The sequence below is a fragment of the Alcaligenes sp. GW821-FHT11D07 genome (assembly GCF_058808495.1).
In genome coordinates this window covers 384444-396857 of record NZ_JBXART010000002.1, presented here as the reverse complement: position 1 = coordinate 396857, position 12414 = coordinate 384444, and the positions used below count along the sequence as shown (strand labels likewise).

12 protein-coding genes are annotated in these 12414 nt (G+C 56.2%); 4 read left to right on the top strand and 8 right to left on the bottom strand.

Features of this window, described 5'->3' with window-relative positions:
* Nucleotides 1–4: 4 nt before the first annotated feature.
* Both ccmB and ccmA read right to left on the bottom strand, forming a co-directional pair.
* Nucleotides 5–673 (bottom strand): heme exporter protein CcmB, encoded by a 669-nt coding sequence (ccmB, locus tag AC1RSM_RS10425; protein WP_492932217.1) that lies wholly within the window; start codon nt 671–673, stop codon nt 5–7.
* Nucleotides 667–1287 (bottom strand): cytochrome c biogenesis heme-transporting ATPase CcmA, encoded by a 621-nt coding sequence (gene ccmA / locus AC1RSM_RS10420; RefSeq protein WP_492932215.1) that lies wholly within the window; start codon nt 1285–1287, stop codon nt 667–669. The genes ccmB and ccmA overlap by 7 nt, the downstream gene beginning before the upstream one ends.
* 223 nt (nt 1288–1510) lie before the next feature.
* Between ccmA and AC1RSM_RS10415 the strand changes: the two genes are divergently transcribed.
* Nucleotides 1511–2047 carry an ureidoglycolate lyase gene (locus AC1RSM_RS10415; RefSeq protein ID WP_492932213.1) on the top strand — a complete coding sequence of 179 codons (537 nt, stop codon included), beginning with the start codon at nt 1511–1513 and terminating at the stop codon, nt 2045–2047.
* A 45-nt stretch (nt 2048–2092) separates the two neighbouring features.
* On the opposite strand, the gene cynR is transcribed toward AC1RSM_RS10415, so the two are convergent.
* Nucleotides 2093–2980, bottom strand: coding sequence for a transcriptional regulator CynR (gene cynR / locus AC1RSM_RS10410; RefSeq protein ID WP_492932211.1), 888 nt, complete (start codon nt 2978–2980; stop codon nt 2093–2095).
* A gap of 108 nt (nt 2981–3088) precedes the next feature.
* On the opposite strand from cynR, the gene AC1RSM_RS10405 reads away from it, so the two are divergent.
* Nucleotides 3089–3739 carry a carbonic anhydrase gene (locus tag AC1RSM_RS10405; protein WP_492932209.1) on the top strand — a complete coding sequence of 217 codons (651 nt, stop codon included), beginning with the start codon at nt 3089–3091 and terminating at the stop codon, nt 3737–3739.
* Nucleotides 3740–4014: 275 nt separating this feature from the next.
* Complete coding sequence (locus tag AC1RSM_RS10400) at nt 4015–5814, top strand: autotransporter domain-containing protein (protein ID WP_492932207.1); 1800 nt, start codon at nt 4015–4017, stop codon at nt 5812–5814.
* A gap of 84 nt (nt 5815–5898) precedes the next feature.
* Here AC1RSM_RS10400 and AC1RSM_RS10395 read toward each other — a convergent pair whose 3' ends face one another.
* The gene (locus AC1RSM_RS10395) at nt 5899–6540 is read right to left on the bottom strand and encodes a DsbA family protein (RefSeq protein WP_492932205.1); all 642 of its coding nucleotides are present in this window, start codon (nt 6538–6540) and stop codon (nt 5899–5901) included.
* 353 nt (nt 6541–6893) lie between these two features.
* Here AC1RSM_RS10395 and AC1RSM_RS10390 point away from each other — a divergent pair, with 353 nt between their 5' ends.
* A complete protein-coding gene (locus AC1RSM_RS10390; protein WP_492932203.1) occupies nt 6894–8507 on the top strand; it encodes an ABC-F family ATP-binding cassette domain-containing protein in 1614 nt (537 codons plus the stop codon).
* 38 nt (nt 8508–8545) lie between these two features.
* On the opposite strand, the gene AC1RSM_RS10385 is transcribed toward AC1RSM_RS10390, so the two are convergent.
* The 4 genes from AC1RSM_RS10385 to pth all read right to left on the bottom strand — a co-directional run bounded on the left by AC1RSM_RS10385 (nt 8546) and on the right by pth (nt 12331).
* Entirely contained in the window at nt 8546–9322 is a 777-nt protein-coding gene (locus AC1RSM_RS10385; protein WP_492932201.1) for an aminoglycoside adenylyltransferase domain-containing protein, read from the bottom strand.
* Nucleotides 9323–9691: 369 nt separating this feature from the next.
* Nucleotides 9692–10783 (bottom strand): redox-regulated ATPase YchF, encoded by a 1092-nt coding sequence (ychF, locus tag AC1RSM_RS10380; RefSeq protein WP_492932199.1) that lies wholly within the window; start codon nt 10781–10783, stop codon nt 9692–9694.
* Between the two features lie 129 nt (nt 10784–10912).
* Nucleotides 10913–11731, bottom strand: a complete 819-nt coding sequence (locus AC1RSM_RS10375; protein ID WP_492932197.1) for a CPBP family glutamic-type intramembrane protease — start codon at nt 11729–11731, stop codon at nt 10913–10915.
* A 3-nt stretch (nt 11732–11734) separates the two neighbouring features.
* Complete coding sequence (gene pth / locus AC1RSM_RS10370) at nt 11735–12331, bottom strand: aminoacyl-tRNA hydrolase (RefSeq protein ID WP_492932195.1); 597 nt, start codon at nt 12329–12331, stop codon at nt 11735–11737.
* Nucleotides 12332–12414 lie beyond the last annotated feature (83 nt).

Here is a 12414-nt window from a genome sequence, read left to right as displayed (position 1 = left end):
AAATTTACTCAAGAGCAAGGCGCAGCGCCGCAGCAGTTGCCAGCGGCGCAAAGAACAAAGCCAACAGTAAAAAAGCAGCCAAAACGGACAGATGCGCCTGCGCACCCAGACCGGCCTGAACCGCCTGCACCGCCCCCGCCCCAAAAACCAGCACGGGAACGTAAAAGGGCAAAATCAACAAAGCCAGTAATACCCCGGCCGAACGCAAACCCAATACCAACGCAGCACCAATAGCCCCTAACAAGGTCAGCACGGGCAAGCCAAGGGCCAGCGACAACATCAACACGCCCAGACTGGCCGTGGGCAAGCTAAATTGCAGGCCCAAAATGGGAGCCAGCAACAACAAGGGCACACCTGTCAGAAAAGTATGGGCCAACACCTTGCCCAAGACCCAAAGGCTCAGGGGCAAATGAGAAAACAGGACTTGCTCCAACGCGCCATCTTGCTCGTCTTGCTCAAATAAGCGGCTCAGCGAAAGCAAGGTGGCCAAGAGCGCCGAAACCCACAGCACACCCGGTGCCATTTTGGACAGCAGAGCGGCATCAGCCCCCACGCCCAAGGGAAACAAGCTGCACACCACCAGGAAGAAAACCAGGGGAATGAGCACATCGCCAGGGCGGCGCATTGCCAGCCGCCACTCGCGCTTCATCAAGGCCAACAACAGGCTTAGCATGCCGCCCCCAGATCCAGTTGCTGCACGTTCAGGGCCCAGGGCAGGGTCTGGTGACTGGTAAGAATGACGGCCCCCGCGTTTTGCAGATGCTGCGAAATCAAGTCGCCTAGAAACTTCTGGCCTGCACTATCCAAAGCCGTCAGTTGCTCGTCCAGAATCCACAAGGGACGCTTGCTCAAGGACAGCCGCACCAAAAAAACCCGTCGACGTTGCCCGGCGGACAACTGCCGCACGGGGACACGGCGGTATGCCAGCAAACCACCTGCCAACAAAGCCTGATCACAGGCCTCGGGTTCCAAAGACACGCGATCCTGCAAAAGCAGGCTATCCAGGTTCTCCTGAACCGACAGGCTGCCATTCAAACCAGGCGCATGCCCGCCATACACAAGCTGCTGCCGATATTCGCTGTCATTACGCTGCACCACGCGATCACGCCAGATCAACTGACCGGCATCCGCTTGGGCGATATTGGCCAGGATGCGCAACAAGCTGGTTTTACCGCTGCCATTGGGGCCGCTGACCAAACAGCATTGGCCTGCCTCCAGCCTTAGGCTCAGATCAGAAAACACACGGCGCTGTCCCCGTCTACAGGTCAGCGAAACAGCTTGGAGCACGGCAACCCCTCTTCAAGAAAGCAGATAGAGCGAAGCCGCCCAACGAACAGGCGGCTTGAATTAGCTCGCTAAGTAAAGCCGAGCCTCCTTCAAGACAGGGGATCACAGACTTAGTTCCGCAAAACCCGGACAAATCCCAAGCTTATTGATCTAGGACAGTTCCAGGCGGCTGCCGACATTCTTGCTAAGATGCTGCCGTTACGAATTTCTTTTGTTATTGATCATGAACGCCCCTATCACGCTGACCCCCCAAGCCCTTAGCCCTGACGCCTTTGCTCCCTATGGCTGGATGCTGGGCAAAGGTCTGGACACCGCCCCGGCCAGCGCCGCTTTCAGCAATGCGGCCACTGACTTCTGGCACGAACACACTTTTGACACAGGCCCAAATGGCCAAACTGAAGTGCTGTGGGTGAATTACCGGATTCAGGACCCCAATATCACGGCCCTGGAAAACCACCTGCTGACACAACAGGCACTGATCCCGCTGACAGGCGAAGTCATTCACATTGTTGCCGATAGCAAGCCAGAGGGTGGCCCAGACCTGAGCACCCTGAAAGCCTTTGTGATTCCGCAAGGCCAAGGGGTCTGCATGCGCCCTGGCTGCTGGCATAGCAGCCGTGTGGCGGGTGGCGAAGTTGCCTGTTTGATGTTGACGCGTATTTCTACCACGGTAGATCTGGTTGCCCATCTGAACGACGGCAAAACCGCTGTGGAAAGCGAGTTGCGTCCTCTGGAACAAAGTGTCGTAGTGACGCTGTAAGGGGCCTGAAGCAGAGCGCGGGCCTCGCTCTGCCAGACACCTGAATTAAAACGTCGATGCTGCGCCGTATTTCAGGGCCAGCTCGATAAAAGCGCGCATCGCCGCAGACTGATACGCCCCCTTGCGCTGCATAAGAATGGCCCGCCGCTGAGGCGGGGCCGGGTCCAGGCTGACGGCCACCAGATACTCGCTATTATTCGCAATAGCGGCCGGTAATAAGGTGGCCAATCCGGTACGCCGCACCACTTCGATCACGGCATTGAGCGAATTGGATTCCATCAGCACATTCAAATCCAGATCATGCTGACGGCAGTGGCGCTCGATCTGCCCACGAGTCGCAAACTCAGGAGTCAACAAGACCAGGGATTCGCGCATCAACGCTTCCCTATCAATGCTGCGACGCTCGGCCAGAGTATGGGTACGACTCAAGACCAAAGCCAGCGTCTCTACCAATAAAGGCTGGAACTCCACGGCGGCCGATGTTGGTTTCTCGAACGCAATGCCGATATCCAATTCGTCCTCAACCAATTGGGTTTCAACACGCTCTTGCAACATCTCTTGCAAGACCAGACGCACATTGGGATAACGGCGGTGGAAGGCCTCCACCAAAGGGCCAATCAAATACGAGGTAAAGGTAGGCGCAACCGCTACCCGCAAAGAGCCCCGGCTCAAGTCGCTGACATCATGCAGCGCACGTCGCCCTTCCTCCAGATCCTGCAAAGCCTGACGCGCATAGCGCACATAGACTTCACCGGCATCGGTCAGGCGCACCAGACGCCCGGTGCGATCAAACAATTGGGCCCCTAAGTGTTCTTCTAACTGGCGCACCTGTTGTGACAGAGCGGGCTGCGACACATGCAAGGCGCGCGCAGCGCGGGTAAAGCTTTGATACTGAGCAACTGCCAGAAAATAATTAAGATGGCGCAAAAGCATAAGGGGCCTTTGTATAAGTAAACCCAATTGAAAGCATCAGAAATCGGTATTTTACCTTATGACCTTGACGCGGTAATCTTCAGCCTAAGCCGAATAACGAGGACAAGGATGAAAGACATTATCGACGGTTTTCTGAAGTTCCAACGGGAAGCCTATCCCAAGCGCGCCAAGCTGTTTAAAAATCTGGCCACCCATCAAAACCCCCGCGCTTTATTTATTTCTTGCTCCGATAGCCGTTTGGTCCCCGAGCTGGTTACACAGCGCGAACCAGGCGATCTGTTCGTCATTCGCAACGCGGGTAATATCGTTCCCTCCTACGGCCCTGAACCTGGTGGTGTAACGGCCTCGGTGGAATACGCAGTCTCCGCCCTGCGCGTATCCGATATCGTGATTTGTGGTCACTCTGACTGTGGTGCCATGACGGCCATTGCCACCTGTCAGTGCCTGGATCACATGCCGGCGGTGGACCACTGGCTGCGCTACGCGGACTCGGCCCGTCTGGTCAATGAGTCACGTACCCACGCCAACGAGCAAGAGCGCATCTCCTCCATGGTGCGCGAGAACGTCGTGGCCCAGCTGGCCAATATCCAGACCCACCCTTCCGTGCGTCTGGCCATGTCCGAAGGCCGCTTGACCTTGCACGGTTGGGTTTACGACATTGAGTCGGGCACGATCGACGCCTATGACGGTGGCTCCATGAAGTTCATCCCCTTGGCCGAGAACCCCAATGTGTGTGTGGCGCCTCTGGTTCGCTGTTAAACCACAGAAAATCCCCACAATAAAAAACGCCATGCTCTTGCATGGCGTTTTTTATTGCCGTAAGCCCAACCTGTCTGCATTCGGCAGCCTGCAGCTACAGCGTTGATTCTCCCCCAGCCAGAATAAACGCCCCCTCTCTATGATAGGGAGCGATTTCACCCTTCTTTTATCCCTACTTGATCCGAGCGACGCTTCCACGCAGAACGCCACGATACAAAGAGCACAGGGCTTCTCAGAACCTGTCACTCGGAGACTTTCTATTTAATGGCTGCCCCATGAAAAAAACTTGTCTTGCCCTGGCCTTAATGGCCCTGCATGCCGGGACACAGGCCCAGGCTTTTTCCAATACCTACTTCATTGGCGATAGCCTGAGCGACAGCGGTCAGTTCGGCTCGCGCTTCACCACCAACCCAGGTCAGGTCTGGTCTCAGCTACTGGCCCAAAAGCTGGGCACGGATGCCGCCCCCAGCAATCAGGGTGGTAGTAACTACGCAGTAGGTGGTGCGCGTGTGGCGGTTGATGAGCGGCTTGACCCCTCTAGTCCGGTTAGCCCTAGCAACCCCGTTCTTCCTGCCATGACGAATCAAACAGCCCAGTTGCTGGCCGCTCATAACGGACGCTTGGACGGACAAGCGCTATACACCGTATGGGGAGGCGCGAATGATCTGTTTGCTGCCGTGCAGGACCCGTTCAACATGTCCCAAATCGTGGCAGAGTCCGTAGGCAATCAATCAGCGCTGATCAGCAGCCTGTCGCAAGCGGGTGCACGCTACATTCTGGTCCCCAACATCCCAGACCTGGGCATGACCCCAGAATTCTCGGGTTCGCCCATCAGCGCCGGACTGGCTACCTTGCTCAGTGACAGCTACAACCAGGCCTTCACTCAACAGCTAAATAGCAATTCCGCCAACATCATTCCCTTGAATGTCTCGGCGCTCTTGCATGAAGTGGCCGCCGACCCACAAGCCTACGGGTTTAACAACGTCAATACGCCCGCTTGCGGCGGTATGTCTTCTCGCCTGTGTACGCCAGCGGATCTGGTTGCCCCCGGTGCAGACCAAAGCCATATGTTCGCCGACGGCGTACACCCCACTTCCGGCGGTCATGGTGTTATTGCGGATTATGCCTACGCTGTAGTGAGCGCTCCCAGCCAGGTGGCCATGCTGGCTTCTGCCGCCAATACCGCCGGGCAGATGCAAATGCAGCATATTGACCGCCGCTTGCAAACGGTCAGCGCTTCACAAGAGCAGGGCCTGTCTGTCTGGGCTCAGGGGGAGGCCGTCAATGGTAATAGCAGCAGTAAAAATGCCAGCCTGGATGGGACACAGGGCTCTTGGAAGCTGGGTCTGGATCAGCGCTTGGACGCATGGACGGTGGGTGCCTATCTGTCCTACGAGAATCTGGATGGAGACACAGAAGAAGACGGCACATATACCCAGAAACGTCAGTCAGCCGGCCTGTACGGACGCTGGCAGGCAGACAATCTGTGGCTCAACACACAGCTTTTCTACACCGACTTGGATAACAAGACCCGCCGCCATCTGCGTCTAGGTTCGGCTACGCGCGAGCATCAGGCAAAAGCAGGCGGTCATCAGTTTGGCGGCAAGATTGCCACGGGCTACGACTGGCAAAGCGGCGCCGTCACACACGGTCCGCTCTTGAGCCTGAGCATGCAAAAGTCCAAGATCAAAGCCTTGTCTGAAGATGGTCAGGGTCAGTCCACCTCCATGGGTTTCGATGCCCAGGATCAGACCTCTGTTCAAAGCAGCCTGGGCTACCAGATCAATGTGGCCGTCAGTAGTCAGTGGTCCGTCTATGCTTCTGCTGAGTGGCTGCACGAGTTCAAGAAGCCTGCTGAACAACTGGGAGCCCATCTGCAAGATGGCGTCTACAACAATCGCCACTTTTACCTGCCCACAGGCCAGGAACGGGTGCGTGACACCGGCCTGCTTGAACTGGGTGCCGTGGGCCAGCTGAGCAGCAAATGGTCACTGGGAGCCGGTATCAGCACGCAAGTGAGCAAGGCCACCAGTGCTCAGACTGCCCTGTACCTGAATACGGCTTATCGCTTCTAAGCACTGGCTGATTCAAAGCAATTGCGGCATCCGTGCTGGGCGCGGATGCCGCAGAATAAATAGGGTCGTGCCCGAAACGTCAGATTATCTCAGCATGGCGTCCAGGGCCTGATTCAAACTATCCAGAGAAGATCCTACCGCTGGCAGTGGCGTTACATTTTTGCCATCTACAAACAATAAAGTTGGATAGGACTGCACCCCCAAGGCGCGAGCCAGAGCAAAGTCCGCCAGGGCTTGCTGCTTGCCAGACCCGTCTGTCAGATCCCGCCGCGCCGCCTCAATCTCCAATCCATTAGCAGCCGCAATGTCCAGGCAGGTTTTCTGATCAGACAGGCTACGACCATTCAGATAAAACGCCTTTTGCAACTCGTGTACCCAGTGAATGGCACGAGTCGGGTCTTGGTCGCGCAAGACAGCGACAGCGATAGCAGCATCAAGCGAATCCATCACCGCCGTACCGTCTTCAAACAGGGCTTGATACGGTTGGCCAAAAGTTGCTCCTGTCATTTGAGCAATGCGCTTATTGGCCTCCGGGATATACGGGTGTTGGGACATGGGAGCCGCCCGCTCACCCACGAATAGCCCTCCTGACACAGCCGTGAAAGGCACTCGGTGCTTGTTGGCGGCCTCAAATTCAACGATACGGCTTGCAAAGCCCCAGCACCAACCACAATACACATCCTGCACATACACAATCGAACGGGTGGGTAGATTGAACGTATCCATTACATTCCTTCAAGATGGTGTGGGCTCCCCCCGGTAGAAAGGGCCTGGTTGCGCGGTATGACACAAAACCCAGGCGGGAAGCGAATGACTCCACTGTATTGAATAAGAGGCCAGAAATAAACTGCATTTACAGTCCGGCACCCAGCGTCGGGAAATAACACTTTCCTGGCTAACGCGGCACGATCCGCCAGGGCCCTCTTTACCTGACAGGCGAAATACTTTTATAGTATTGCTTCGATTCATTTCCCGAGAGGTATTCGTCCCATGCGCCATTAATGCCGCCGTCTCTTTGACGGCCAGTCTCCACCCGCCCCCACTACGCAGGGGAGTTCTTGGCATTAATCGGATCATCTATGACGAATCCTTATCTGACTCTGGAAGGCGTGTCCTATACCTTGCCCCAGGGCAAGACTCTGTTTTCCCAACTGAACGAAACATTCGACTCGCGGCGTACGGGCCTGGTCGGGCGTAATGGCGTGGGCAAAACCATTCTGGCGCAAATCCTTGCCGGGCAAATTCAGCCCAGCAGCGGGCGCTGCCTGCGTTCAGGCAAAGTGCATTATCTGGCGCAGCAAGTGGCCTCTGTCATTGGCTTACGCGTGGCCGATCTGGCGGGGGTAGGCCCAAGTTTGGATGCTCTCAGCCGTATCGAAGCCGGCAGCAGTGCCGTGGAAGACTTCAACCTGATCGAAGACCGCTGGGATATTCGGCAACAATTGCAAGAGGCGCTGGAGCGCAACGGCCTGGGACATCTGGACGCCGAGACACCCGCCGACACACTCAGCGGTGGCCAGGTCATGCGGGTGTCCCTGATTAATGCGCTGCTATACCAGGCTGACTTTCTCATCCTGGACGAACCCAGCAATCATCTGGACCGTGACAACCGCCTTGCCTTGATCGAACAGCTACGGAGCTGGCCTTATGGTTTGCTGGTGGTCAGTCATGACCGGCAACTGCTGGACACCATGGAGCGGATTGTTGAGCTATCCACCCTGGGGCTGCGCAGCTACGGGGGCAATTACAGCCACTATGCCCAGCAAAAAGCGCTGGGACAACAAAACGCGATCGATCAACTGGACCACCACAAGCTGGAGCGACAGCGCGCAGAAAGTGCCATGCAGGAACAACGTCAGCGACAAGAACGCCGGCAGGCGCGGGGCAATCAACACGGCAAGCAAGCCAATCAAGCCAAGATCTTGCTGGACAGGCAAAAAGGCCGCAGTGAAGCCACTACGGGCAAGTTGCGGCAGCAGCATGCCACGGCACAAAAACAGCTTGCACAGCGAGTCCAGGAAGCCGCCGAGCAAATTGATAAAGACTTGGCCATCAATCTACACGCCCTTCCCTTGATGCCTCTGACACGGCAACGTGTCGTAGAGTTGAACGACGTGGTGCTACCTTTCATCACAAACAGCCAAACCCCCATCAATCTGCTTTTAAGCGGCCAGCAACGGGTGGGCGTGATAGGTCCGAACGGCTGCGGTAAATCCACGCTTCTCAAGCTCATCGCGGAACAAGTCGAGCCTGTGGCTGGCAGCCGCAAAGTAGTGGCGCACAACGTCTATCTGGATCAGGGTTTGGCGGACTTGGACCCCAAGAAAACGGTGCTGGAGCAGATACAAGAGCTCAACCGTAAAAGCAGCGAGGCCGATCTGCGCATGCGTTTGGCCCAGCTGGGCCTTGATGCCCAGAAAGTCACCGGCCCTAGCGGCGCATTAAGTGGTGGCGAGCGCTTGAAGGCCGCCCTAGCTTGCGTCCTGTACGCGGACCCGCCACCACAGCTATTGCTGCTGGACGAATCCAGTAACCATCTGGACTTGCCCTCCACCTTAGCCTTGGAAACGATGCTCAGCAGCTACCAAGGCGCACTGATGGTGGTGTCGCATGACGATGCTTTTATGAACAATCTGGGACTAACAGAAAGGCTGGACTATAAAAATGGGGGTTGGACATTGAGCCCTTGGTAAGTAGGTAAGGCGCTGGGCAGCAAGACTAAAACCACCACTTACAAGGCTTGTCTGATGCGACCCAGCAAGCCTTGAGCCAACTGCTCCACTTGCTCGGAGCGCTCCGTCCACGTATCGGTAAGCTCTCCCAGGTAGGCTCGACGAGCATAGTCCAAGGTATCCGCCTGTACAGGCGATAGCTGAGGAATCGCCCAATCCGCAGCTTGCTCCTTGCTCACGAAATCGCCTTTCACCGCAGTACGCCACATCCGCGCAAGCGTCAGCAGGACATTGCGCTCATCCCCTTGCAATCCGCCCAGCAAAGGCACCAAGCCATCCCGCATCGCTTGTCGGATATGCTCTATGGAAGTAGCTGGGACCGATGCCCACACATCCTGCCCCCACAACAAATGGGCCTGCTGACGGGCCTGTGCCAGAAGCAAGGTGTACTCGGGGTCCGAGCCTGCCTCGGACAAATCCCCAGCAGTAAAGGCGTCGCGCAGCCATTCCCCGTAAATGAATTCCACCCTCGCAGGGTACGCATCGCCTTGAAGATCCGACAGACGCCATACCACCAGCTCAATACAACGCGCACCGCCAGGCACGGCAGGATGAGGAGCAGAAACCGGCAGCAAAGCCGCAATCAAATCCTGCCGCTGTGCATCTGTCATTGGTGCATCGACCACCGCCAGAAAATCCAGATCGCTTTGTGGCTGAAGCCCACCGGCTACTGCCGAGCCGTGCAGATATACGGCCAATAAGTTCGATCCCAAAATGGCTGGCGCAAGAGCCAAAATAGCTTGAGTCTGTTCGCTGTGATTGTCTGTATCTGGCATCAAATCAATGCTTTTAAAAAAAGGCGTTGAAGCGAAAGTAGGGGCGCACCGGAGTGTTTTCTCCACCATTGCTCTCAGACGCGAGATGGGCTCAGCCGATTTTTTTATGCGAAGTTCTAATCCGTATTGCTATGGCAGCAATCTTTTTTAGGGAAGCAAAATACAAACACGGTTGGCTCAGTGGTGAGGTACAGAAAGCTCGTTCAGGAATCCATTATCGGCGGACTTAAGGCCCGAACCTAGAACTATTGGAAGCTCTCATCACAGATTTGATTTGGGTATACAGCACCCAACGTGATGCATAGTGGCAGAAAAATGGCAGGTTTCTATCTCCAGAAACCTGCCACTTGTCCTGCCATAGCTAGAAACTTAGACGTTAAACAAGAAGTTCAACACGTCGCCATCTTTCACTACATATTCCTTGCCTTCCGCGCGCATCTTGCCGGCTTCCTTGGCGCCTTGCTCGCCCTTGCAGGCTACGAAGTCGTCAAACGCGATGGTTTGGGCACGGATGAAGCCGCGCTCAAAGTCGGTGTGGATCACGCCAGCGGCTTGAGGGGCGGTGTCGCCCACGCGGATGGTCCAGGCGCGAACTTCTTTCACACCAGCGGTGAAGTAAGTCTGCAGGCCCAGCAAGCTGTAGGCAGCACGGATGACGCGATTCAGACCGGGCTCTTCCATGCCCAGATCAGACAGGAACTCGATCTTGTCGGCATCGTCCAGTTCAGCAATTTCTGCCTCCACGGCGGCACATACAGCCACCACAGGAGCGCCATCGGCAGCCGCGTAGTTCTGCACAGCTTCCAGATGCGGGTTGTTGGTGAAACCGTCTTCTTTCACGTTAGCCACATACATAGTGGGCTTGGCCGTGATGAACCCGTAGGACTTGATCTGCAACAGTTCGTCTTCGTCCAGTTTCAGCGAACGCACAGACTTGCCTTGGCCCAAGGCTGTCTCAATACGCTCCAGCAAGGCCACCAGTTTGGTCGCGTCTTTGTCGCCGGAGCGGGCCAGCTTCTGGTTGCGGTGTACCGCTTTTTCCACGATACCCAAGTCAGCCAGAGCCAGCTCGGTGTTGATGATTTCAATGTCGGCCAAGGGGTCAACCTTACCGGCCACGTGAATCACGTTGTCGTCAGCAAAGCAGCGCACCACGTGCACGGTGGCATCGGTTTCACGGATGTTGGCCAGGAACTGGTTACCCAGGCCTTCGCCCTTGGAGGCACCTGCTACCAGACCGGCGATGTCCACAAATTCCACCACGGCAGGCAGAACGCGCTCCGGGTTCACGATCTGGGCCAGATCTTGCAAACGCTGATCAGGAACTTCAACCACACCGACGTTAGGTTCGATGGTGCAGAAGGGGTAGTTTTCAGCCGCAATGCCGGCTTTGGTCAGAGCGTTGAACAGAGTGGATTTACCAACGTTGGGCAAGCCAACGATGCCGCATTGCAGTGCCATGAGTATCCTGAAAATCAAAGAGTTATAAAATGATGCGCTATTGTAGCGCCCTTGGGGCTACAGAGCTGTGGGCAGCCCCGAACAGTCGTACCGGGGACACAGGATAGCGCACTGAAAAACGGGTGTGCTTTAGTCGGGCATACCGCCCATGAGCTTGAGCAAACCCATAATGAGCAAGACGGGCCCACCATTGAAGATGGCGTGCAGCACGATGGATGCCCCAATGCCGCGACGGACACGCAGCCAGGCCAGGACCAGACCCGTCATGCACTGAGGCAGCACCAGCATGGGCAGCAAATACCAGCTCATGCTATTGAGCTGGAAGTTATACAAATGCAGTGCACCAAAAGCCAGCGTGGCTCCGTAAAACACCCAGGGAAAGCAACGCCAATAACGTCGCATGGACCCAAAGCGCCAGGCACGCCCTTGAAGGGTAGCCAGCAAGCGACGCCACACGCTGCTACCTGCTGGTAAAGCGGTGCGCGGCATGCCGGTATAGCGGCTGATCCATACGGCCAAACATAGAACCAATAAGGCTTGTATGGCCCAGCCAGGTCCCTGGAACATGCAAAATACTGACAAGGGAACTACAGTCAGCCATTGCGAGGGGCGTCGCAGTACAAAACGAAAAACCAATTCTTCAACAATGGGCGCCCAGATGATGGCCTGTACCCAAGGGATACGCGTGGGGTCCAAGCGGTGTTGAGCACCACCCGCACCCGCAACTGACACCGCGATAGGCCCCAGCACCAAAGCGTTAATCAGCCAGAGCACCAAGGCCCATTGCAGCAATCGCTTCCACGGCAGAGGAGCGAACCAATCCAGATACCAGCCGTCTCCTAGCGGTCTGCCAGGCAAACGCCGGGCGCTGCGAGGGTTACGCAGGAAATGGAAGAAGTCTTTAAGTTCGTCCCGAAAGCGTAGTTGGCCGCCTAGCCCTGGCTTCATGCCTTACGCCTTCTGCGGTGCGTAGAGCTGGCGGGTAGCCTGCTCGAAGTCACCACGCAGCAAGGCGGGCATCATGACGCGACAACGGTTCATACCGTCCTCAATGTCGCGTAGCTCTTCATTACGAGGGGTATGCAGGACAAAGTTGACGACCTGCTGGGTCAGCCCCAAGCTGCGGGGGTGTCCGATCCCCAGGCGCAAGCGCCAGAAATCAGGCGTACCAAAAGCGGACTGGATGTCGCGCAGGCCGTTATGCCCAGCGTGCCCACCCCCTTTTTTCATCTTGACCTGCCCCGGCAACAAATCCAGCTCGTCATGCAAGACCAGAACCTGTTCGGGCTTGAGTTTGTAAAAGCGCATCAAGGCGCCAGCCGCCTGCCCGGATTTATTCATGAAGGTAATCGGCTTGGCGATGATGACGTTCTCGCCTTCAAAGCGTGCCTTGGCCACCCAGGAAAAAAATGCTTTCTCCAGGTTAAAGCTGGCATGCAAATCATCGGCCAACTGATCGGCCAACCAAAAGCCAGCATTGTGGCGAGTGGTTTCATACTCAGGGCCCGGATTACCCAGACCAACAATCAAACGTATAGGCTCAGACATGAATGTTTTCGCAGAAAGCTGCTACGCAGGCAAAGGCGTAGGCACAAATAACAAACCCCCGCCAGCATACGCTGACAGGGGTT

Bases quoted from the DNA above. Each gene is read 5' to 3' on its own strand.
- ccmB (WP_492932217.1), bottom strand. From the start codon at position 673: ATGCTAAGCCTGTTGTTGGCCTTGATGAAGCGCGAGTGGCGGCTGGCA.
- AC1RSM_RS10395 (WP_492932205.1), bottom strand. From the start codon at position 6,540: ATGGATACGTTCAATCTACCCACCCGTTCGATTGTGTATGTGCAGGAT.
- ychF (WP_492932199.1), bottom strand. From the start codon at position 10,783: ATGGCACTGCAATGCGGCATCGTTGGCTTGCCCAACGTTGGTAAATCC.
- AC1RSM_RS10405 (WP_492932209.1), top strand. From the start codon at position 3,089: ATGAAAGACATTATCGACGGTTTTCTGAAGTTCCAACGGGAAGCCTAT.
- AC1RSM_RS10375 (WP_492932197.1), bottom strand. From the start codon at position 11,731: ATGAAGCCAGGGCTAGGCGGCCAACTACGCTTTCGGGACGAACTTAAA.
- AC1RSM_RS10390 (WP_492932203.1), top strand. From the start codon at position 6,894: ATGACGAATCCTTATCTGACTCTGGAAGGCGTGTCCTATACCTTGCCC.
- AC1RSM_RS10415 (WP_492932213.1), top strand. From the start codon at position 1,511: ATGAACGCCCCTATCACGCTGACCCCCCAAGCCCTTAGCCCTGACGCC.
- cynR (WP_492932211.1), bottom strand. From the start codon at position 2,980: ATGCTTTTGCGCCATCTTAATTATTTTCTGGCAGTTGCTCAGTATCAA.
- AC1RSM_RS10385 (WP_492932201.1), bottom strand. From the start codon at position 9,322: ATGCCAGATACAGACAATCACAGCGAACAGACTCAAGCTATTTTGGCT.
- AC1RSM_RS10400 (WP_492932207.1), top strand. From the start codon at position 4,015: ATGAAAAAAACTTGTCTTGCCCTGGCCTTAATGGCCCTGCATGCCGGG.
- pth (WP_492932195.1), bottom strand. From the start codon at position 12,331: ATGTCTGAGCCTATACGTTTGATTGTTGGTCTGGGTAATCCGGGCCCT.